This window comes from Nocardia miyunensis NBRC 108239 (assembly GCF_001613065.1).
Classification (GTDB): domain Bacteria; phylum Actinomycetota; class Actinomycetes; order Mycobacteriales; family Mycobacteriaceae; genus Nocardia; species Nocardia miyunensis.
In genome coordinates, this window is the sequence record NZ_BDBQ01000021.1 from 53,262 (window position 1) to 77,212 (window position 23,951).

Here is a 23,951-nt window from a genome sequence, read left to right on the forward strand (position 1 = left end):
TTTCGCGACTCGGTCCACGGAAGACCGGTGCGGGCGGAAGGGGATCGCCCGCACCGGAATTCGATCCGGATCAGCAGTTGCGGAGCTCGGGGCTCTGGTTCAACAGCTGGGCGCGGGTGGAGATGAAGGTGCTGTAGGTGTCGCCGCCGACCGCGGAGATCGGGAAGGCCGCGACGCGGTGGCAGTTCTGGAAGGCCAGTTTGATGCCGAAGTGTCGCTCCAGGCCGCCGCGGATGGAGTCCGAGGCCATGGCGCGCAACAGCTGACCGCGTGCCGTCTCGTCCGGTGGCGGTGTCTGGTTGTCGGCGAATTCCTCTGTGCCGGAACGCAGATCGGCAGCGACGCGACTGACCACCTCGTAGGCGTAGGGCAGTGAGTTGCGGACGCATTCGACGAATTCTTCGTCGGACACTTCGCCGCGTTCGGCGCGCTCGAGCAGTGCGGTGGGTACATCGAGTGACATGACGCTCTCCTCCTGGGATGGCGGATGATGCCCTACGAGTCTAAACGAAAAACGTTGTCAATAACACTGGATTCTGCGCGAAAGCGCCTTTTCCAGAGCCGCTTTCGCCTCCTCGGACAGTCGGCGCACCAGCTCGCCGGCTGGTTCGCGGCCGGTCAGCGCATGGGTCTGGCCCGCCCAGAGGTTCACCGCGTCGGCGTCGCCGGAGGCACGGGCCGCGGCGCGCAGTGGGCCAGTAGCGTAATGGATTTCGGGATAGGCGACCGGTGCGCCGGGGTGCTCGACCATGAACCGGTTGCGCAGTCCGCGGGCGCGGCGGCCGGTGAAGGCGCGGGTGAGCATCGTCGGGATGTCCAGTGCCAGCGCGTCGCGATGCACCTGTGCGGTTCCGGCCTCCGGGCAGTCCAGGAAGGCGGTGCCCAGCTGGGCGGCGGCCGCACCGGCGGCCAGTGCCGCGGCGATGCCCGCGCCCGTGGCGATGCCGCCCGCGGCCACGACGGGCAGATCCACGGCGGCGGTGAGCAATTGCACGAGTGCGAGGGTGGTGAGCGGGTCGGTGAGGTCGTCCTCGGTGCGGTCGGCGAAGGTGCCGCGATGTCCGCCCGCCTCGGCTCCCTGCGCCACCAGCACGTCGGCCCCGGCCTCGCGCGCGACGCGGGCCTCGGCGACCGAGGTGACCGTCACCCAGATCTCGGATCCGGCCGCGTGCAGACGTTCGATCTCCTGCGCCGACGGGCAGCCGAAGGTGAACGAGACGGCCGGGACCGGGTCGGCGGTGAGCAGATCCAGTTTCGCGGCCCAGTCGTCGGCGTCGAACCGGGCCTCGCCGAGGGAGAAGTCGCGGCCGAGTTCGGTCAGGTATCCGGCGTACCGGTCCGCGGGCGTCGGCGTGCCGGGGACGAAGAGGTTCACCCCGAACGGTCCGCCGTCCAGGGCGCGGGTGGCGGCGATTCGCTCGGCGGTGGCCGGAGCGGCGAGATACCCGGCGGCCAGGAAGCCCAGGCCGCCCGCGTGCGATACCGCCGCGGTCAGTTCGGGCGTGGACGGTCCGCCGGCCATCGGCGCCAACACGATCGGGGTTCGGAGCTCGTCGATGATCACTCTGACAGTGTGGCTCGGACACGGCCGCGAGATGCTGGTGATCCCACTCTCACCTGCGTTTATTCCGAGAAAGGTTGCGAAAAGGTCACGACGGAGTACAGTTTTCGTCACACCGATGCCGAATCGTTACCGAAAAGCAGGTTTCGACTTCGGGAGCGTTCCGGCATCCACAATCCAAAGTGAATCGACGCTAGGACGAACCTTGCCGCAGCACCGGGAGACATCCAGTTCCGTATCGGTCAGGGACCTGCTCGGAGATGGCGTCGCGAGCCGCTCGACCCGGCACCGGGCCGAACCGCGCCACGATCGGATGCGGCTGGCCGCCGGTACCGCCGTCGCGACCGGCGCGTTGATCGGCGTCACCGGCCAGTTCGCCCAGGCCGCCCCGCTGCCGGGTATGCACACGGCCAACAGCGCCGACACCATCGCGCTCAAACCGGCCGTCGCCCCGGCCGCCCAGGCTCCCGCCGGGATTCCGCTGGAGGCCGCGGCACCCACCCCGGCTGCCGCACCGGTCGCCGCGCCTGCCCCCGCGCCCGCGCCTGCCCCCGCGGCCGCGCCGTTCGGCCTGCAGAATCTGCCCCCCGAGGTGGCCGGGCCGCTGTCGCAGGCCGAGCAGGTGATCAAGAATCTGCAGCAGCAGGCCGCGCCCGCGCCGCAGGCCCAGGCACAGGCCGTTCGGCCGGTCGCCGGCCAGCTCACCTCCGGATACGGTTCGCGTTGGGGCGCATTCCATTACGGCGTCGACTTCGCCGATCCGATCGGCACCCCGATCGAATCCGTGGAGAACGGCACGGTGATCCAGGCCGGGCCCGCCTCGGGATTCGGGCTGTGGGTGCGGGTCCGGCAGGACGACGGGACCACCGCCGTCTACGGCCACGTCAACCAGATCCTCGTGCACGAGGGCCAGCGGGTGAACGCGGGCCAGACCATCGCGACCGTCGGCAACCGCGGCGATTCCACCGGGCCGCATCTGCACCTGGAGATCTGGGATCCGTCCGGCCGCAAGATCGACCCGGCGCCCTACTTGGCGGCCAAAGGGGTTGTATTACAGGCGCAGTCGTGGGGATCGGGACAGTAGCGGTGGGCGCCGCGGGCCGCACGCGGCCACGGCTCGCCGTCGTCGGGGGTGGTCAGACCGACGTGCACGAACTGTTCGATACCGGCTCCCTCTACGGGCGCACCTACGCGACCCTCGTCCAGCACCCCCGGGCCACGCTGGCCGAACTGGCCGCGCACCTGGAATGCCCGCCGGAACTCGTCCAGGCCGCCCTCGACCGATTGTGCGAGGTGCAGGCCGCGGTCCGGCTCGACGCCGGGGGTCGCAGCGTCTGGGATGCGCACGCACCCGAGGCGTTGTCCGAGGCCGAGGCGCGCCGCCGCCAGCAGGACACGGCCCGGATGCACGCCGCCGCGGCGCGGCTGGGCGAGACCTTCCGGTCGGTGCGGCGATCGGGTCGCGGCGACGGCGTCATCGTGCCGATGTACGAAACCCGGGAGATCATCGCGGAATTCGAGGATCTGCATCGCGGCGCGCGCAAGAATGTGCGGCTGATCGAACGCGGTCCGTACGTCTGCGATGCGGAACGTTCCGAGCGGCTGTTCGAGCTGAAGTCCGCGCGGCTGGCCGCCGGGGTCCGCTATCAGCTGCTGTATCAGGACACCATCTATCAGGATCCGGATCGATTGCGGCACGCGTTGGCCGTCACCGCCGCCGGGGCGCAGGCGCGCACCCTGCCCGATCCGCCGCTGAAGGTGATCGTCGCCGACGGCGAACGGGCCACGATCGTGCTGCACAACGACGAGCGCCGCGGGGACCCGATGGGCCTGCGGATCGGCCCCTCGCCGACCCTGGACCTGATGATGCGCACCTTCGACGTGCTGTGGTCGCTGTCGGCCCCGATCTCGGTGAATCCGAGTGAGCCGCTGGACGAGCGCGACCGCGCGATTCTGACCTTGATGGGCCTGGGCGCCACGGACGACACCATCGCCCGCCGGTTGGGCATGTCCCGGCGCACGGTCGTGCGGCGCACGGCGAGTCTGCTGGAGCGGCTCGGCGCGAGCACCCGTTTCCAGGCGGGGGTGCAAGCGATTCGCCGCGGCTGGCTGTGAGAGGCGTGGTACTCGCGGGGTGGATACGCACCGGGTGCGGGTGAGAATCCGGGCCGTAATGCGGAACCGCTCGGCGAGGTCCCGTGTGATCGCCTATTGTGCCGGGTACGCCGGGACAGTTCGTGTCGCCGCGAGTAACCGTCAGGCGCGGGAGTTCTCGCGCAGACGCGGTGACCGCGGCGTGTGGATCCACGCGGGACCCGGTAGGAATTGCCGAACGGCCGGGCAGGCTCCCGTGTGGATGCCTGCTGCGCGGGCTCATCCGAAGCGCGCGGTGCGAGCGGCCGATTCCATACGGTTCGTCGCAGGTTCAGGGTAGGTACATTCCGCAGCGGCAACACCGAGATCCGCAGCCGTATATGCTTTCTCGGACCGTGCGAGTGGGGCTCGACCTTTGTTCGGCGGTGCGGACCTGCCGACCGCGAGAGGTGACACCGCTCGAATGCATACAGCTCGTCGTACCGTACGGGGAAATCGTCGCCGACGTTCCGGCAATCCTCTCTTCGGTCAATTGCTCACCGCTGCAGTGGAATCGGCCGCCGATGCGGTGGCGATCCGGGCGGGTTCGAGTGGTGATCCGGCCGGTGCGCGCGAGCTGAGCTATCGGGAGTTCGACGAGGCGTCCTCGCGCCTGGCCCGCGAGTTGATCGCGCGCGGCATCGGGCCCGGCGATGTGGTGGCCGTGGGTATGGACCGCTCGATCGAATCGGTGCTGTCGGTCTGGGCGGTCGCCAAGTCCGGTGCGGCCTGCGTGCCGGTGGATCCGGCCTGCCCGCCGGAACGCCTCGCGCGCGTCCTCGCCGAATCCGGTGCGGCACTTGGCTCGACGATCACCGCATACCGTGCCGGCCTCGGCGACGACGTGGAGTGGCTCGAACTCGACGATGTGCGGACGAGTGAACGCATCGCCGCGCGCGCCGCGCATCCGATCTCCTATACCGATCGGGTGCGCCTGCTCACCGAGCAGCATCCGGCCTATCTCGTGGCGCCCTCCGGTTCGTCGGGGAGCGTCGTTGTCACCCACACCGGTCTGGCCACCGTGGTCAACGCGATGCGCGAACAGCTCGGGGTGGACGGGGAGTCGCGCGTGCTGCATCTGGGCGCGCCGGATTCCGACCTCGCGGTGCTGGAGTTGATGCTGACCTTCTCCTCGGGTGCGATGCTGATCGTCGCCCCGCCGGAGTCGTCCGGTGACGAGCTCGCGGAACTGCTGCGGCGCGAACGGATTACGCACCTGCTGATCACCTCGGACGTACTCGAGTCGGTGGACCCGTCGGACCTCGACGACCTCGAGGCCGTCGCGGTGATCGGCGACAGGTTCGATCCGGAGGCGATCGGGCGATGGGCCCGCGACCCACACGCGGTGCACACCGCGTACGGGCTTGCCGAGGCGACGATTCTGGATACCATCAGCGGCGTCGTGCAGCCGGGCGAGATCACGACGATCGGCACTCCGATCGCGGGAATCGGTGCGTTCGTGCTGGATTCGCGTCTGCGCCCGGTGCCCGCGGGCGTGGCGGGTGAGCTTTACCTGTCCGGACCGATTCTCGCGCAAGGGTATTCGGGCCGCCCGGGGCCGACCGCGGGACGGTTCGTGGCCAGCCCGTTCGGCGCGGAAACCGGACAGCCCGGCCTGCGCTTGTTCCGGACGGGAGATCTGGTGCGGCGCAACGACTCCGACGGTTCCATCGAATTCGTCGCGCGATTGCCCGAGCCGACCTCCGCGATGCGCGGGCCGGTCGCGTCCGCGTTGCTGGAGCGGACCGTCGCGGAGACGTTCGCCGCAATGCTGAGTCCCGCCGACGCCGAGCCGCGCCGAATCGAGACCACCGACGACTTCTTCGAACTGGGCGGGGATCCACCGCTGGCCGCCGTGGCCGCGGCGCGGATCGGCGCCGCGCTGGGGTTGTGGATACCGGCCCGGTTCGTCTTCGAGGCCTCCACGGTGCGGGGCCTGGCCGAGCGGATCGCGCGGCACGTGGACGCGGTGTCCGCCCGGGAGCTGCGGCCCATGCCGCGTCCGGAGCGGATCCCGCTCTCCTACGCGCAGCAGCGGATATGGTCCCGCAACCGGTTCGATCCGACGAGCGCGACCGACAACATCCCGGTGGCGATGCGGCTGGGCGGCCGGTTGGACATCGAGGCACTGCGCGCCGCCGTCCGGGATCTGGTGATGCGGCACGAGATACTGCGCACCGTATTCCCCGAATTCCGGGGCACCGGTTACCAACTCGTCCTGCCGATCGCCGACCCCCGTGCGACGCCGGATGTTCCGGTGGTCCGAGCGGCCGAGAGCGAACTGCTCGGTTCGGTATCCGAAATCGTCGGCGCCGGATTCGATGTGACCACCGAACCGCCGATCCGGCTGCGCGTGCTCACCTCCGGCGAGACCGATCACGTCCTGGTGTGCGTCCTGCATCGCATTGCGGGAGATGGCTTTTCGATCGGTCCGCTGACCCGGGACCTGTTGACCGCCTACCGGGACCGCGCCCGGGGCGAGCGCCCGGAGTGGGCGGCGCTGGAGGTGCAGTACGCCGATTACGCGCTGTGGCAGCGTGAGGTGCTCGGCCCCGACGACGATCCGGATTCGATTCCGGCACAGCAGATCGAGTTCTGGCGCGGGGAATTGACCGGACTCCACGAGCAGGGTGAGCTGCCCGCGGATCAGCCGCGACCGCCGATCGCCTCCCAGCGTGGCGCGACGCTGGAATTCGAGATCGACGCCCGGGTGCATACCGTGCTGAACCGGGTGGCGCACGAGCACGGCGCGACCCTGTTCACCGTCCTGCACGCGATGCTGGCCATCCTGCTGGCGCGATTGTCCGGCACCCGCGACATCGCGATCGCCGCCCCGGTCACCGGACGCGGTGCGGTCGCGTTGGACGAGCTCGTCGGCATCTTCGCCAATACGCTGGTGTTGCGCGCGAGTATCGATCCCGGGGTCGGATTCGCCGATCTGCTCACCGCGGTGCGCGATACGGACCTGGCGGCGCTCGGCAACGCCGATGTACCGTTCGAGCAGTTGGCGGAGGAGCTGGATCCGGTGCGTTCCGCGGCGCGGCATCCGCTGTGCCAGGTCGCGTTGACCCTGCGGAACACCGGTCACACCCGTCCGGAACTACCGGGCCTGACCGTCGACGATATCGAATTCGACACCGCGCGAGCCGAATTCGATCTACAGCTGACGATGACCGAACGCCTCGACGAGCACGGCGTCGCCGAGGGGATGACGGCCCGGTTCACCTATGCCACAGATCTTTTCGACGACGCGACCGTGCGTGATTTCGCGCATCGTTTCGGCCGGGTCATCGACGCCGTCACCGCCGACGACCGCGTCGTCGTCGGCGATATCGACGTGCTGATGCCGGGTGAGCGCGAACTCGTACTGCGCGAATGGAATACGTCCGGGGCTGCCGTGCCGCCGGTGACGCTGGTGGATCTGATCATCGACCGGGCACGCGAACGTCCCGGTGCGATCGCGATCCGGTCCGGGGAGATCACGCTGAGTTTCGGGGATCTGATGCGGCGCGCGAACCGGGTGGCGCGGGCGTTGATCGACCGAGGTGTCGGGCCGGAATCGCTGGTGGCCGTGATGGTCGAACGGACCGCGGAACTGCCGGTGGCGTTGCTCGGTGTGCTCGTGGCCGGGGCCGGATACGTCCCGATCGATCCCGACTTGTTCGTACAGCGGTCCCCGGGAACTGCCCCCGGGCCGGACTCGCTCGAGTTCGTGCTCGCCGATACCGCGCCGGTCTGCCTGCTGACCACGGGCGACTTGCGGGATTCGCTGCCGCACAACGGAACTACCGTCGTCCTGCTGGACGAGGCCGAGCGTTTCCCCGACACCCCGGTGACCGACGCCGATCGGATCTCCGCACTGCGTCCGGCGAATACGGCCTACCTGATGTACTCCGCCGGTGTGTCCGGGGCCGCGGCCGTCACCCATCGCAATGTGCTCGAGCTGTTCGTGAACGCCCGGCCGCTGTTCGACGTCGTCGAGACCGATGTGTGGGCGCTGTGCCATTCGTATGCGGTCGATCTCTCGGTGTGGGAGTTGTGGTGTGCCCTGGCGACCGGCGCGGCGGTCGTGGTGGTCGACCAGCCGACGTCACTGTCGCCGGAGACGTTCCGGGAGTTGCTGATTCGTGAGCAGGTGACGGTGTTGCAGCAGACGCCGGCGGAGTTCGACGGGCTGGTCGAGGCCGATCGGGCCGCGAGCGGCAGCGAATCGGGCGGCTCTGCCAGGCTCGCGTTGCGCTATCTGGTGCTGGGCGGGGTGGGATTGAATCCGTGGTCGGTGCGGCGCTGGTACGAGCGGCACATGTCGCATGCGCCGCAGCTGGCGAACATGTACGGACTCGCCGAGTCCACGGTGCACGCGTCGTGCCTGGCGGTGGACGAGCATCTGGCGGACGATCCGGTGAGCGCGATCGGGCGGGCGCTGCCGGGTCTGGCCGGTTTCGTGCTGGACGAGCGGTTGCATCCGGCTCCGATGGGTGTGGCCGGGGAGATGTACCTCGCGGGTGGGCAGCTCGCTCGCGGTTATCCGGGGCGCGCGGGGCTGACCGCGACGCGGTTCGTGGCGAATCCGTTCGGCGAGCCGGGATCTCGGATGTATCGCACGGGTGATGAAGGGCGATGGATCGGCTTCGGTGGCGAGGCCGTCCTCGAGTACGTCGGGCGCAGGGAGCGGATTCGGCCGGATGCGCCGGACATGCCGGTCGGATTCGCGGACGAGGTTCTCCTCGACATGCCCGAATCAGACGATTTCACAACGGAATCCATACCGAGGGACGGTTGGACGGCCAGTGGCGCCGGACCCGCGCTGTCGCAGACGCTGGCGACGATCGTCGAGAACGATCCGGATGGCCCCGCGCTGGTGTCCGGTGCGGCCCAGGTGTCCTACGCCGAACTCGACGCGCGGTCCTCACGGTTGGCGCGGCTGCTGATCGACCGCGGCTGCGGTCCGGGCGTCGGCGTGGCGGTCCGGTTCGATCGCGGGATCGATGCCGCGGTGGCCGTCTGGGCGGTGCTGAAAGCCGGTGCGGCAGTGGTCTTCACGGGAGACGCCGAGCCGGGGCCGGAGGTGGCGGTCGGGTTGTCGGACCTGCCGATGTGGGATCCTCGCATCGAATGGCTGGTTCCGGCGGAGCCGCAGGTCGCCGCCGAGATCGAGAGCCGATCCGCCCATCCGGTCACCTATGCCGATCGCACCCGTGCCCTGCGCGGTGGTGATCCGGCATTCGCCACCCCGGGCACCGTGCTCGGCTACGACGAATTGGCCGCGGTGGTGGATCGATTGCGTTCGGGCACCGAATTGGATATCGAATCGCGCACCTTTCATCGGGGGTCGCCGCACTCCCCGGCCGCATTGCTGGAAATCGTGGCGGCCGGTGTGGCGGGGGCCGCGCTCGCGCTGCCGGAGAATGAGGATGCCGCGGCGCTGGCCGCGGAATGGGTGACGCATCTGTTCACCGATCCGGCCGGGCTCGCGGGGCTGGATCCGCACCCCCTGGTGGATTTGCGCGCGGTCGTGCTGGACAATGGTCCGGTGCCGGTCGGGGGCTTCGGGGTCGTCCAGGCGTTCATGGTGCTCGACGAGTTGATCCGGTGAATTCCGGCCCACCGGGTGACCATCGGGGCTCCGTACTCCACAATGGTCTGGTTCCGCGGGCGGCTACCCTCCGCCACGGAATATCCGTACGACGGTGATTATCGGACGCCGTCGTGCTCGATTGATCGAGGGTGGCGTCCCAGCGGCGCATGAGCAACAACAGGCAGGGTGTGAGGCAACGTGCTTCGGGTGTTCGGACGGCGCAACGTGACCCGGCAAGGGATTCCGGCATGAGCGTTCCGAGTCGCCCCCGCCCCCGGCCGTCCCGCAGCCGCCGGACCCGCGTGGTCACCCTGCCCCAGCTGATGTCGACCGCGGTCGAGGCCGATCCGGACGGCATCGCGATCGTCCTGGCGGATGCGACGGGCACGCTCGCCGAGCTGACCTACGCCGAACTGGACGAACGATCCACCCGCCTGGCGCGACTGCTGATCGCCCGCGGGATCGGCCCGGAAGACCTGGTGGCCGTGGCTTTTCCGCGGTCGCTCGAGGCGGTGGTCGCGCTGTGGGCGGTCGCCAAATCGGGCGCGGGCTTCGTGCCGGTGGATCCGGACGACCCGGCCCAGCGCATCGCGCACATCGTCGTGGATTCCGGGGTGGTGCTGGGCCTGACCGTCGCCGCGATCCGTCCCGCACTGCCCGGCACGACGCCCTGGCTGGCCGTCGACACCGCCGGAATCGCCATCGAGCTGGAGCAATTCGCCGCCGACCCGGTCACCTACGCCGATCGGCTGCGGCCGCTGCGCGCGGAACATCCGGCCTACGTGGTGTACACCGTCGACGCGATCGGCGCACCGCACGGCGTCGTCGTCGCCCAGGCAGGACTATCGGTGCTGTCCGATGCGCAGCGGGCGCGTTATCAGGCCGACGGCGATTCGCGGACGTTGGCCTTCGCGGCCCCCTCGGACGACGCGTCGGTGCTGGAACTGCTGCTCGCCGTCGGCGGGGCTGCCACGATGGTGGTGGCCGCGCCGACCGTGCGCGGCGGCGAGGAACTGGCTCCGCTGCTGTCGCGCGAGGACGTCACGCACGCCTATCTGCCGTCCGAGGTGCTGGAGGCGATGGATCCGGACGGGCTGGACGAGCTGCGCGTGGTGATCTGCGCGGGCCGGGAGTATCCGCCGGAGCTGGTGGACCGGTGGACGCAGCCGATCGGTGCGGGCCCGTTCGGTGCGGCCGTGCGCCGTTTCCTGCACGGATACGGCTCCGCGGAGACCACTGTTCTGACCAACGTCGGCGCGCCGCATTCGCCGGCCGAGGCGCGGGGAATCGGTGCGCCGAACCCCGGGGTCACCGAATACGTTCTGGACGAACGGCTTTCACCGGTCCCGGACGGGGAAATCGGCGAGCTGTACGTCGCCGGTGCGCAGCTGGCGCGCGGATATCTGCGGCGACCGTCGCAGACCGCGGCGCATTTCGTGGCGAATCCGTTCCTCGGCGGTCCCGACGGTGTCGGGCTCTCCGCGGCCGATTCCCGGCTGTTCCGCACCGGGGATCTGGTGCGTCGCTCGTCCGACGGATCCGTCGAGTACATCGGGCCGGCCTCACCGGTGGTGGCGGCCGGCGTCATGCCCGGTGCGCGGAACCGGCTCGAGCGGGCGTCGGGCGGGGGCTCGTCCGATCCGAGCGTCGAAGGTGCGGGTGTCGGCGGGGAGAGTGTCGCGTCGGACGCGGTTTCCGGGGATGTCCCGTCCGATGTGACGGTTGATCGTCCGCGGACGGTGCAGGATTCGTCCGGCGGGTGGAATTCGGGCTTGCGGCTCGGGGATTCGGCTCAGGTCGGTTCGAGCGTGACAGGTGCGGGTCCTGCCGAGGCGTCGTCGGACGTGTCGGGGGTTGATCGGCCACTGACAGTGGAGAATTCACCTGCTGGGTGGGGTTCCGGTCGGGGGCTCGGTGATTCGGCTCAGGTCGGTTCGAGCGTCACGGGTGCGGATCCCGCCGAGGCGTCGTCCGATGTGGCGGTTGATCGGCCGTTGGCGGTGGAGGATTCACCTGCTGGATGGGGGCCGGATTCGCGGCTCGGGGATTCGGCTCAGGCTAAAGTTGCGCTCGCGGGTTCGGATTCGTCCGTTGGGGCGGAGAGCGATCGGTCGCTCGCCGTGCAGGATTCGCCCGGCGGGTCGGGGTCTGCGGATTCTCTGGGCGGCGAAAGTGCCGATTCGGTTGCGCGCACGGCTGACGTATTGCCGGAGGCGGAGAGTGGGATCGATCCGCTGCCGGTGGAGAGTGCGCACGACCAGTGGGGGCGGACTGCGGAAAGTGCCGGTGCGGGTTCGGTTCTCGCCGATATTTCATCGGGCGTGAAGTCGGAGAGCGATCGGCTCGCTGAAAGTAATTCGGTCGATTCGGAGGAATCGGGCGTGCGGCGGGAAGAAGTTCCGGACGGAGAAATCGCCGCTGCGGAAGGGAATTCCGCGAATGTTTCGTTCGAGGCGGCGGAAGGCGTTCAGTCATTGGCGGATCCGGCCGGTGCGCGGGAGCCGGTTTCGCGCGACGCGGTGATTCCGTTGACGGCGATGCCGCGGCCCTCGACGACCGTGGAATTCGAGGACGCGGTATGGCCCGGGGCGCCGTTGTCGGCGGCGCAGGAGCGGATGTGGCGGCTCAATCGGGCCGATCCCGAGACCGTGGCGCACAACGTGTGCTTCGCGGTGCGGATCAGCGGGCGGATGCGGGTGGAGGCGCTGCAGGTCGCGGTGGTCGACGTCATCGAGCGGCACGAGATGCTGCGGACGGTCTATCCGGTGGCCGACGGCCGCGGCTATCAGGTCGTGCTGCCGCTGGATAAAGTGCTCGCGGATCTGACGCCGGAACCGCTGGCCGAATCCGAGATCGAGGACTGGCTGGGCGACTACGCGCGGCTCGCCTTCGACGTGACCACCGAGATCCCGGTCCGGATCGGCGTCGCCCAGATCACCGAGGACGAACACGTGGTCGTCGTCGTGGCGCATCGCATCGCCGCGGACGAGGCCAGCGTGACGCCGTTCCTGCGCGATCTCGCGGTGGCTCTGCTGGGGCGGCGCAACCGGGCCAGGCCGTCGTGGTCCCCGCTGCCGGTGCAATATGCCGACTATGCGCTGTGGCAGCGGTCGGTGCTCGGCGATGCGGCGCAACCGGATTCGCTGGCTGCACGGGAGATCGACTACTGGCGAACGACTTTGGCGGGGATCGCGGACGGGCCGGATCTTCCGGCGGACCGGCCCCGGCCCGCGACACCGTCGGGGCGCGGTGCGGCATATGCCTTCACGGTGGATCGCGGAGTGCACGCCGGACTCCTCGAACTCGCCCGTGCCGCGGGCGGCACGCTGTTCACCGTTCTGCACGCGGGATTCGCCGCACTGCTCGGACGGCTGTCGGGCGCCGGTGACATCGTCGTGGGCGCCTCGGCTCCGGGCCGAGAGGCGCATGAACTCGACAGCGCCATAGGCCTTTTCGAGAATCCGCTGGTGCTGCGCGCTCGGCTGGACCCGACCATGTCCTTCGCCGATCTGCTGGCGGCGGTGACCCGCGAGGATCTGTCCGCATTCGAGCATGCCGAGTTGCCGTTCGGGCTGCTGGCCGAGGCGCTGGGAGAATCCGCGCGGGCGTATCCGTCGTGGTTGCGGATCGCGCTGACGGTACGGGAGCGGGAACTCACGCAGGTGAATCTGCCCGGATTGTTGGCTACCGCAGTCGAATTCGACAGCGGCGTCGCGGAATTCGAGCTGCGGCTGAACGTTTTCCCGCGTGAGCGGGATGGTGCGCCCGACGGTTTGTCGGCCACGTTCACCTATGCCACCGACCTGTTCGACGAGATCACCGTCGCCGGATTCGCCGAACGTCTCGTCCTGCTGCTCGAGGCGGTCACGGCCGATCCGCGCCGTCCGGTCGGGGACGTGGAGTTGTTGCAGCCGGACGAGCGGATGCGAATCCTCGGCGACTGGAACAACACTCGGTACGCGGTCGAGCCGGGGCTGCTGCTGGACGGTTACCGGCGCGCGGTGCGGGAGCATTCGGACGCGATCGCGGTGTCGAGTGCCGACCTCGAGCTGACCTACGCCGAGTTCGACACTCGGGTGAATCAACTTGCACGCCTGCTGATCTCGCGCGGCGTCGGGCCGGAGACCATGGTGGTCCTGGCGATCGCGCCGTCGCTGGATCTGCTGGTCGGCATGTATGCGATCGTGACCGCCGGTGGTGCGTACGTGCCGGTGGATCCGGATCATCCGGCCGAGCGGATCGGGTACATCCTCGAGACGGTGCGACCGGTCTGTGTGGTGACCACCGTCGCGGATTCGGTTCCGGTGCCGCCCGATACGCAGGTCCTGAAACTGGACACCATGGATCTGAGCGGCTTCGATCCGAGCCCGGTTCGGCCCGAGGAACTTTCGCGTCCGCTGCGTCCCGCGCACCCGGCCTACGTCATCTTCACCTCGGGGTCGACCGGGCGTCCCAAGGGCGTGGTGGTCTCGCATGCGGCCATCGACCACCAGCTCGCCTGGATGCTCGCGGCATATCCGCTGGCCGGCGACGATGTGTACCTGCAGAAGACCCCGCCGACCTACGACGCCTCACTGTGGGGATACTTCCTGCCGCTGCGGGCCGGGGCGCGGCTGCGGTTGGCCGCGCCGGATCGATCCGATCCGCTGTACCTCGCGGAATCCATTATCGCGCACGGCGTTACGGTCACCGACTTCGTTCCATCGCAGCTCGCGGGATTCACCGACCGCACCGCGCCGGGGATCTGCCCGACGTTGCGGGAGGTCTTCGTGATCGGCGAGGTGCTGCCCGCACGGACAGTCACCGCGTTCCAGCGGATCAGCGACGCGCGGGTACACAACCTCTACGGTCCGACCGAGGCCGCGGTCTCGGTGACGTACTGGCCCGCCGGGAGCGCGGACGGTGCGAATGTGCCGATCGGGTTGCCGCAGTGGAACACTCGGGTCTACGTGCTGGACAACCGGTTGCGCCCGGTGCCGGTGGGCGTCCCGGGTGAGTTGTATCTCGCGGGCGCGGCACTGGCTCGCGGCTATGCGGACCGGCCCGATCTGACCGCAGATCGGTTCGTGGCGGATCCGTTCTCGGATCGGGACGCCGGAGCGCGGATGTACCGCACCGGCGATCTGGTCGTCTGGCGGGAGGGATCGGGCGAGTTGCCCGCGCGTCTGGACTTCCTGGGACGCACGGACTTTCAGATCAATCTCGGCGGTCGCCGGATCGAACCCGGCGAGATCGAGGCCGCCCTGCTCGCCCAGTCCTCGGTCGGGGATGCGGTGGTCGTGGCCCGGGACGACCGGCTCGTCGCCTATGTCGCGCCGCGCCCCGAGAAGCGGATCGTCACCGAGCGGGTGGCCGCCTCGCTGGCGGAAGTTCTTCCGGAGGAACTCATTCCGGACGTCGTCGTGCCGATGGAAGCGCTACCGCGCACGGCCGCGGGGAAACTCGACCGTCGCGCGCTGCCGGATCCCTCACTCGGCGTCGAAACGTCGTCCTCGCTGAAGGTCGTGCGGGTCGAGTCTCTCGAGCCGCGTCGCACGCCCGATTCCGTTTCGCCGTCGTCGGCGCAGAGCGGGGCTTCGGTGCAGAGCGAGTCGGATCCCGCCGCGGAGTCGGGGTGGTTGTCCAAGCAGTGGAAGCTCGGTCCGCTGCCGGATTCGGACGCGTCGGCGGGATCGGATTCGACGGAGTCGGAGTCTCGTGCGAAACTTCCGCGCCGGTCACGGGGTGAGGCTCGCCGCCGAGCCGTCGCCGACGAGGCCGACGCCACATCAGACTCGGATCATACTGCGCTGGAAGCGAATTCGCCAGAGTCGGAGTCTCGTGCGAAACTTCCGCGTCGCTCTCGTGGTGAGGCTCGTCGCCGAGCTGTCGACGACGAGGCCGACGCCACGTCGGACTCGGATGATACTGCGCTGGAGGCGGATGCGGGCTCGGGGCCGGATGATTCGGATGTATCCGAGCTGCGGTCCGGAGTCGATCGAGGGGCGCGATCGCGGGCCGGTTGGTCGCCGCGGGTGGTGTCCTCGCCGAAGTCCGAGTCGGCGGATGATGATCGGACGGATTCGTCTTCGCATTCGGTGTCCGGTCGGTTGCCGCGTCGGGCCGCGGGATGGTCGCCGCGGGTGGTCTCGTCGCGGGTGACCGATGCGACCGGCGACGGGCGTTCGAAGTCCGAAGAGCCTGTGTCGGCCGTGGAGCAGGATTCGGTCAGGCCGCAGTCCGGGCTGTCATCGCTGCGGGCGGGGTTCGATCGTGGATTGCGTTCGGGTGGCGGATCGCCGTCCCCGGCGGACTCGGAGCCGACACCGGAATCGTTGTCGGACGACGATTCTCGGCAGGAACCACAGACGATGCTGCTGCCTCGGCCCTCGGCGCCGCAGGAGCCGGAGTCGGATGCGGCGGTGCGGGCGGATGTCGAGCCGGTGGCGTTGTCGCCCGCGCAGGAGTGGCTCTGGGCGCTCGAGCAGTCGGACCGTGGTGCGGGCGGGCATGTTCCGGCGGCCTACCACCTGCCGTTCGCGTTGCGGCTGGCCGGAAGCCTGGATGTGGACGCGCTGGGTTCGGCGGTGGACGACGTGATCGCTCGGCACGAGGTGCTGCGCACGGTGTATTCCGCTGCGGAAGAAGCTGATTCGGATGTCGTACAGCGAGTGCTGCCCGCCGAGTCGCGCCCCCCGCTGACGGCGCGGCGCATCGCCGGGGCCGAGGTGGCGGCGGCGGTGCGGGAGTTGGCGGCCGCGCCGTTCGACCTGACCACCGAGCTGCCGCTGCGGACGCAGTTGTTCGAAATCGGTGATCCGGCACCGGGTTCGCGCCGGGAATACGTCCTCGCGGTGGTCCTGCACCGCATCGCCGCGGACAGCTCCGCGCTCGGCCCGATCGTCGGCGATCTGATGGCGGCCTACGCGGCGCGGACCGCCGATCATTCGCCGCGCTGGGCGCCGCTTTCGGCGCAGTACGCGGACTACGTCCGCTGGCAGCGGTCCATGCTCGGCTCGGCGTCGGATCCGGAATCGGTTGCCGCCCAACAGATCGCCTACTGGCGAGATGAACTCGCGGGGCTGCCCGAGGTACTCGACCTGCCCGGCGGACGCCCTCGTCCGGCGGTCGCATCGATGGTCGGCGCGTGGACCGGCATCCACATCGATGCCGCCACCCACACGGCCCTGCTGGAACTCGCGCACACCCATGGGACGACCCTGTTCACCGTCCTGGAGACCGCGGTCGCGGCATTCCTGGCCCGCCTCTCGAACGGTGACGACATCGCGATCGGCGCGCCGGTTCCGGGTCGCGCCGCGGGCGAATTCGAGGATCTGATCGGGGCGTTCGTCAATACCGTGGTGTTGCGCACGCGCCTGGATTCCGCGGAGTCGTTCAGCGATCTGCTGATTCGCCAGCGGGACAGGCAGGAGCAGGCGTTCGCGCACGCGGACCTGCCGTTCGCCAGCCTGGTGGAGGCGCTCGACGTCCGCCGGACCGCCGCACACAACCCCCTGTTCCAGGTGGGTCTGTCGGTGCGGGCCCCCGCGCACATCACGGTGGACCTGCCCGGCCTGACGGTCGAGGACATCGATACCCAGCTGGAGGTCTCGCCGGTCGATCTGAACCTGACCGTCACCGAAACCTACGACTCCGACGGCAACCCGTCCGGCATCGATGGCCGAATCACCTATGCCACAGACCTTTTCGACAGCACCGCCGCCGAAGCCCTGACCGCCGACCTGACCGGCCTCCTGACCACCCTCGTCACCGACCCCGCCCGACCGTTGGGCGCCATCGGCATCGGCACCCTCGAACCACCCGCGGGGTCACGCGACGCGGCCACACCAGCAGACACCGCCGAATCCCTTGCCGCCCTGACGATCCCGGCCCCGGCCCCGGCCGACGCCGAACGTGTTCCATTCGTACTCGGCGCAACACCGGCCGACACCGGCTCCCAGGATTCCGACCCCGACCATCGCCCTACTGCGCCCGCAAACCTCCCACGGTTGGCCCGGCGTCGCGGGAACCCATCTGCCGCAACGGAAACCGACAAGCGCCGCGGCGTCGATGAGGCGCAGTCACCCGGCGGCTCCACTCCGGTCGCCGACAGCGATGCCGATTCGGCCGACCGGTCTGATTCGGGTCGGTCGTTCACCTTGCCTCGCCGGGGTGCGGACGCGGATGACCGGCGCGCGAGTGGTGGTCCGCAGTCGCCGCGTGGTTTCGCATCGGTTGGTGACAGTGATGCCGATGAGCGTCATCGGGATGTCGATTCGGCGAGCCGGGTTGATGCTGGTGGGCAGGTTGCGCTGCCTCGTCGGGGTGTGGATGCGGATGACCGGCGCGCGAGTGGTGAATCGCAGTCGCCGCGTGGTTTCGCATCGGTTGGTGACAGTGATGCCGATGAGCGTCATCGGGATGTCGATTCGGCGAGCCGGGTTGATGCTGGTGGGCAGGTTGCGCTGCCTCGTCGGGGTGTGGACGCGGATGACCGGCGCGCGAGTGGTGAATCGCAGTCGCCGCGTGGTTTCACATCGGTCGGGGACGGCGTTGGCGATGAGGGCGGCGGGGAGGTTGACTCGGCTGACCGAATCGATGCACTTCCGCCGCTGGCTCGGCGTGGTGGTACTCGTGCTGCCGCGGCGGAAGCTGACGAGGGGAGCGGGAGTGGTGAATCGCAGTCGCCGCGTGGTTTCTCATCGGCCGGTGCGAGCGATGCCGAAGGGGACCGCCGGGACGTCGGCGCTGTCGATCGGATTGGTACCGGTCAGCGGTTCGCGTTGCCTCGTCGGGCAGCGGCGGCTGCGGCCGCGGCTGAGCGGCGCGGAGATGTCGGAACAGCCGACGAGCCGGGACGTTCTCGTGGCTCGGCGGCGGCCGAGGGCGATGCTGGTGATTCCGGTACCGGACAACAGGAATCCGGGACAGCCAGGGGATCGGTCTTCGGGCTTCGCGGCCTGCGACAGAATTCCGGGTCGGGTGATGAAGCCGAGTCCGTGGATCAGATCGGATACGGGTCCGATGATTCGGAGCCGGTGGACGAGTCTGTGGATGAGATCCATCGCGACGAATCCGGCAGCGGGCGCTGGGATTCGGCGGGCACGAGTGACGCTGCCCACGACGATTCCGTGCTCGACTCGCGGGGCGGTGCCGTCGATGAGAGCGACATTGTCGCCTCGGGGAGCGAATCCGACAGGAGCAGTTGGGGTTTCGAGTCCGGCGATGACGGACGCGCAGATCTGGCCGAGCATGGGATCGTGGATTCCGGATGGCGGCGAGAGGCCGAAGTAGGCCACGATGCGAGCTTCGGCGGGGCCGGTGACGGTCCGACTCTGGTCTCGATGCTGGAGGAGGTCGCGGAGGCCGGTCCCCAGGCGGTGGGGATCATTACCTCCTCGGCCGAGAATGCCGGTGGGGCAACGGGGTTCACCATCGGGGATCTGGATGCGTGGGCCAATCGGTTGGCCCGGTATCTGATCTCGCTCGGCGTCGGGCGGGGATCGGTTGTGGCGCTGGCGGTTCGGCGCTCGTTGGATCTCGGCGTGGCCGTGTATGCGGTGGCGAAGGCAGGGGGTGCGTCGCTGCCCGTCGATCCGGAGGGCGCGGTGGAACGCAACCGGGAGATCCTGGCGGGCGCCAGGCCGGTATGTGTCCTGGCCGACGCGGAGTACCCCTTCGTCGCCTCGAATCGCCCCGGTGGGGACGGGAGTTTCGACGCGCCGACCGAGCTGCTGAGCCCGATCGGGCGCACGCCCGCGCATCGGCCCGCCACGGACGGACAGCCCATGGTCGTACGCGTCGACAAGCTGAATCTGGAGGGCATTCCGACCCATCGGCTCGTGGATGGCGAGCGGATCGAACCCCTGCGCGCGGACCATCCGGCATGGGTCATCCAGTCCGCCGGGGCCGAGCGGGTGGTCGTCTCGCATGCCGACGCGGTTGGTCAATTGACTGGCAGCACAACCGAATTCGGTCTCGATGCCGATGGTCGGGCATTGCTTGCGACGGCCTCGACATTCGATCTGTCGGTCTGGGAATTCTGGTCGGTCGCCCTGGGCGCGCCGGTTCAACTGGGTGAGCAGGCTGCCCGGCCGCGCACCATCCCGGAGGTGATGGCCGCCGCCGTGGCGGCGAATCCGGACGGTCCGGCGGTGGTGTTCCGAGGACGCAGCTTCACCTACACCCAGCTCGACCGCGCCTCGTCCAAGCTGGCGCGGCGACTCATCCAACTCGGCGCCGGACCGGAGAAGCCGGTGGCCGTGGCGATTCCGCGCTCGCTCGAGGCGCTGGTGACGCTGTGGTCGGTCGCCAAGACCGGCGCGGCGGTGGTGCCGGTCGAGCCGAGTCTGCCCGGTGATCGGATCACCGATCTGGTGTCGGATTCCGGTGCGATCCTGGGCGTGACGGTTCGCGCCGTGGTCGCGGGCCTGCCGCAGATCGACGGCGAATGGCTGGTCCTGGACCACCCGAATTTCGCCGCGGAGGTGGATTCGCAGTCGGGCGAACCGATTTCGGATGCCGAGCGAATCACCGGCCTGCTTCAGGACGACGGCGCGTACGTCTTGTACGGGGCGGCCGACATCGATCACAGCCAGGGCATCGTGGTGGCCCACGAGGACCTGGCCGATCTGGCCGAGCAGGCGAGTCACTATCGGCTGCACCATGATTCACGGGTACTGGCACTGGCCGCGCCGTCCTCCGACGAGGCGGTGCTCGAGCTGGTCCTGGCCCTGGGCGCGGGCGCGGCGCTGGTCGTGGCTCCCGCGACCATCGGCGGCGGACCGGAGCTGGCACGGCTGATCCGCTCCGAACGGGTGACGCACGCCTTCCTGCCCGAGGCGGCGCTGCGAACGGTCGATCCCGCATCCCTGGACGGCGTCGAGGTCGTGGTGACCGATCGCGCGGTGGCAGAGGAGGAATCGGCCGAACCAGAGTCGTATCTGCCTGATTACCAAGATCTTTCGGGATCCGACGACCCTGCGGACGAACTGTCGCATTACGGTTCCGGCGCCGAAGACCTGCCGTCGGCCGAAGGACGTTGGCACTCCGAGCAAGCCGAATATTCGGAGCAGACCGACTATTCGACGCATGCCGGGTACTCGAAACAAGCCGGGTACTCGGAGCAGCCCGCGTACCCGGAGGGCGCCGACTACTCCGAGCAGTCCGGCTATGCCGAGCAGTCCGGCTATGCCGAGCAATCCGGGTATGCCGACCAGTCCGGCGGCTATGCCGAGCAATCCGGCTATGCCGAGCAATCCGGGTATGCCGACCAGTCCGGGTATGCCGAGCAATCCGGGTATGCCGACCAGTCCGGTTACGCCGACCAGTCCGGTTACGCCGAGCAGTCCGGATACACAGAACAGCGCGATTACGCCGACCAGTCGGGGCAGCCCGAGCCCGCCGAATTCTCCGAGCAGTCGGAGCAGTTCGGTTACGCCGACCAGTCCGAATACCCTGAGCAGCCGGAGTACTCCGAACAGCAACACCCCGAGTACTCCGAACAACACGGGCTTTCCGCACCGCCCGAACGCTCCATGACCCCCGCGGAACGAATCATCGCCGAGGCCCGCGCGAGCGCCCCGCCCCCGGAGGAATTCGACAGCGTCACAGCCTTGTCCGCGCCGTTGCGCACCCGAACGCGACAGGCACTCTCGGACCACGGCCCACTCGTTCCCGCCCTCCCGCAGCGCGGCGCGCGGGCAGCCGAACCCACCGAACCGGATGCACCCGCCGGATCGATACCGTCGATCCCGGAAACCGAGTCGCACGAACACGGCTCACTCCCGCTACCGCCGCGAGCGGTGCGCCTGCTGGAGATCGACCCCTCCGGCCGGGAGAGTCGCGCCATCGCCCTGGACGTTCCGGCCGGAGTGCCCACGGAGAACATCCGTGCCGCCGTGCAGACGGTCCTGAACCGGCATCCGCTGCTCTCGGCCCGTCTGGCGGCCCCGGGCCGGTCCGGTGACGACCCGCTGCGCGCCTGGTCGCCCGTCTTCGCGGGCTCGGCACGCGAGGCCCGGCTGGTGCTCACGCAGACGCCCCCGGAAATATCACCGCGCCGTTTCGTGTACTCCGAGGGCGTCGCGGAGATGGCGGTGCGCACACTGGCCGTGGAGCTGGATCCCGGACAGGGCCGCAATATCGGCTTCGGCCTGATCGATCCGCCGGAATCGGCTGATCCACAGGACGATTCGCGCATCCTCGTGGTGGCGGCCAACGGCCTGGTCGTGGACGACGCCTCGTGGCGGATCATCATCGACGAACTGTCCCAGGCATGGTCGGGCGGCCACACGCTCCTGGGCGAGGCCGCACCCGACCGAGTCGCGCACGCGCTCGCCGGTCGCGCCGCCGACGATTCGGTGCGCGGCGAGGTGTCCTGGTGGCGGCGCGCACTGGCCGATCTGCCCGCCGAAGGTCCTTTCGACGGTGTGGATCTCACCGCTCGCGGGCGGGTGTCGCTGGTGATCACCGAGGAGGGCGCGGCGGCGGTGGCCTCGGTCGCGGCCGCGTACCACGCGGACGTCGAGGACGTTCTGCTGACGGCGCTCGCGTTGGCCATGCGGCCGGACACCCGCGCGGCCGAGATCCTCGGCCCGGTGGTGCAGCTGACCGTGGACGGCCGTTCGGTCGCGGGAGGCGAATCCGCCGGTGCGGTAGGCGGATTCACCGCCACCCATCCGCTGGCGCCGAATATCGACGGTGTCGACCTGGACGACGCCCTGAGCGGCGGTGCGGCGGCCGGTGCGGCCATCTCCCGGGTGAAGGAACAGCGTCGCACGGTGCCCGCGGGTGGTGCGCACTACGGGCTGCTGCGTTATCTCGATCCGGCGACCGTGCCCGAGATGGCGGCACTGGCCTACGGCCGCACGGCATTCCGCTATCGCGACCTGCGGCCCGCGCGCCCCTACCCGGACACTCCGGCCGCCGATCTGTTCCTCGACATCACCGTGGACGCGACCGCGGAGGGCTTCCGGGCCCGATTCGATTACGCGTCAGCGATTCTGGACGCGGATGAGGTCAAGGAGCTTGCCGGACACTGGGTTCGATCGCTCGGCGGCCTCGCCGAACACGGAACCCGGCCGGAGGCAGGCGGTTTCACACCTTCCGATTTCCCGATGGTGCCGCTCACCCAGGACGATATCGACCGGCTCCGGTACGACCACCCGGATCTCGCCGAGATCTGGCCGGTCTCACCCGGCCAGGCGGGCCTGCTCGCGACCGCGCACACTGCCGATGCGGCCCAGTTCGCCGTCGACCTGCGCGGCCCGCTCGACGACCGGCGCCTGCGCCTGTCCGCGCAGGCGGTACTCGATCGGCACGACGGGCTGCGCGTGGCCTTCGGCGAATGGCCGGGCGGACCGGTGCAGGTGGTTTCGGATCCTGTCGACATATCTTGGCGGACAGTCGATTTCACCGACCTGGCGACGACCGAGGCACGGGCCGAGGTGGAGCATTACCAGGCCGCGGAGCGACTCGCGCCGTTCGATCCGTACTCTGCGCCGCTGATCCGGTTCGCACTGCTGAAATCGGCGAGTACCACGCACCGGATCCTGCTCACCGCGCATCCGCTGCTGCTCGACGATCGGTCGTTGCGGCTGGTGATGCGTGATCTGCTCACCGTCTACGCGCGCGGTCCGCGCTCGCGGCAACTGCCCGCGGTGTATCCGTATCGCGCCTACCCGACGTGGCTGGCCGCGCAGAACGGCCCCGCGGCGCGGGCGGTCTGGCGGGAGGCGCTGTCCGGATATCGCGCGCCGGCGTTGCTCGGGCACGCTGACGCCGATCGCGAAATCTCTTCGGCCACTGCGGAAGTAGCGGTGGAACTGCAACCCGCCGACGCCGTGGAGCTCAGTGGTCTGGCCACCCGCCTCGGCGTGACGGTGCAGATGGTGGTGCAGGCGTCCTGGGGTCTGCTGCTCGGGCGGTTCGCCGATCGCGACGACGTGGTGTTCGGCGTCGCCGCGCCCGGTCGATCACCGCAGGTGCCGCATATCGACACCATGGTGGGCCGGTTCGGCGGCATCGTTCCGGTGCGGGTACGTCCGGAACCCGAGGAGTCCCTGGAGGAATTGCTGCTGCGGATCCGCGCCGAGTGGTCGGCCCGGCCCGGTTACTACTGCCCGAGTCAGGCCGATATGGCCCGGTCGCTGGGTGTGGATCGGCTGCTGGATTCGGTGGTGATGTTCCGGGACGACGCGGCCGACCTGGCCGAACTGTCCGGAATCGTCGACGGCATCCGCATCGACGAGGTCGATTCGGCGCCCGCGTTCGCCGATCGGGTCGCGGTGGCCGTGGTGCTGAACGGGCCGATCCGCCTGTCGCTGCGCTATCTGACCGAGGCGGTCAGCGAATCCGTGGCGAATGTTCTGGCCTACGGGCTTGCATCGGTGATCCGGCAGATCGCGGCAGCGCCGCAGACCCTGATCGCCGATCTGGACCTGCATATCGAGCCCGCGCCGAGCGATGCCGGGGTCGGCCGATAATGTTCCGCAATCCCGGCCGGATGCCCCGCGTGGCTGAAATCGCCTCGGACAGTGACGATCCGGCATGATAAGGCGGCTGTTCGTCACGTATCGTCGGGCGGGATGTCGTACGGCCCGCGGGGGAGTCGGCGCACCGGTTCCGACCGGACTGCTGGAAATTCGAACCGATAGTGAAGGTGTGCACAAGTGATTCGTCGACGTTTCCGGCGTGGCG

6 protein-coding genes are annotated in these 23,951 nt (G+C 69.3%); 4 read left to right on the forward strand and 2 right to left on the reverse strand.

Annotated elements, in window-relative coordinates:
* Positions 1 to 70: 70 nt before the first annotated feature.
* The gene (locus tag NM2_RS09705; RefSeq protein ID WP_067666817.1) at positions 71 to 463 is read right to left on the reverse strand and encodes an SCO5389 family protein; all 393 of its coding nucleotides are present in this window, start codon (positions 461 to 463) and stop codon (positions 71 to 73) included.
* 57 nt (positions 464 to 520) lie between these two features.
* Positions 521 to 1,564 carry a nitronate monooxygenase gene (locus NM2_RS09710; RefSeq protein WP_174575621.1) on the reverse strand — a complete coding sequence of 348 codons (1,044 nt, stop codon included), beginning with the start codon at positions 1,562 to 1,564 and terminating at the stop codon, positions 521 to 523.
* Between the two features lie 202 nt (positions 1,565 to 1,766).
* On the opposite strand from NM2_RS09710, the gene NM2_RS09715 reads away from it, so the two are divergent.
* The 4 genes from NM2_RS09715 to NM2_RS51480 all read left to right on the forward strand — a co-directional run bounded on the left by NM2_RS09715 (position 1,767) and on the right by NM2_RS51480 (position 23,737).
* The gene (locus NM2_RS09715; protein WP_067666818.1) at positions 1,767 to 2,645 is read left to right on the forward strand and encodes a M23 family metallopeptidase; all 879 of its coding nucleotides are present in this window, start codon (positions 1,767 to 1,769) and stop codon (positions 2,643 to 2,645) included.
* On the forward strand, positions 2,627 to 3,676 hold the full coding sequence (locus NM2_RS09720) for a helix-turn-helix transcriptional regulator (RefSeq protein ID WP_245717932.1): 1,050 nt from the start codon (positions 2,627 to 2,629) through the stop codon (positions 3,674 to 3,676). The genes NM2_RS09715 and NM2_RS09720 overlap by 19 nt, the downstream gene beginning before the upstream one ends.
* Before the next feature lie 442 nt (positions 3,677 to 4,118).
* Positions 4,119 to 9,290: an AMP-binding protein gene (locus NM2_RS09725; RefSeq protein WP_084530649.1), complete on the forward strand. Its 5,172-nt coding sequence runs from the start codon at positions 4,119 to 4,121 to the stop codon at positions 9,288 to 9,290.
* 284 nt (positions 9,291 to 9,574) lie between these two features.
* Positions 9,575 to 23,737, forward strand: coding sequence for an amino acid adenylation domain-containing protein (locus NM2_RS51480; RefSeq protein WP_067666821.1), 14,163 nt, complete (start codon positions 9,575 to 9,577; stop codon positions 23,735 to 23,737).
* Positions 23,738 to 23,951: the final 214 nt, after the last annotated feature.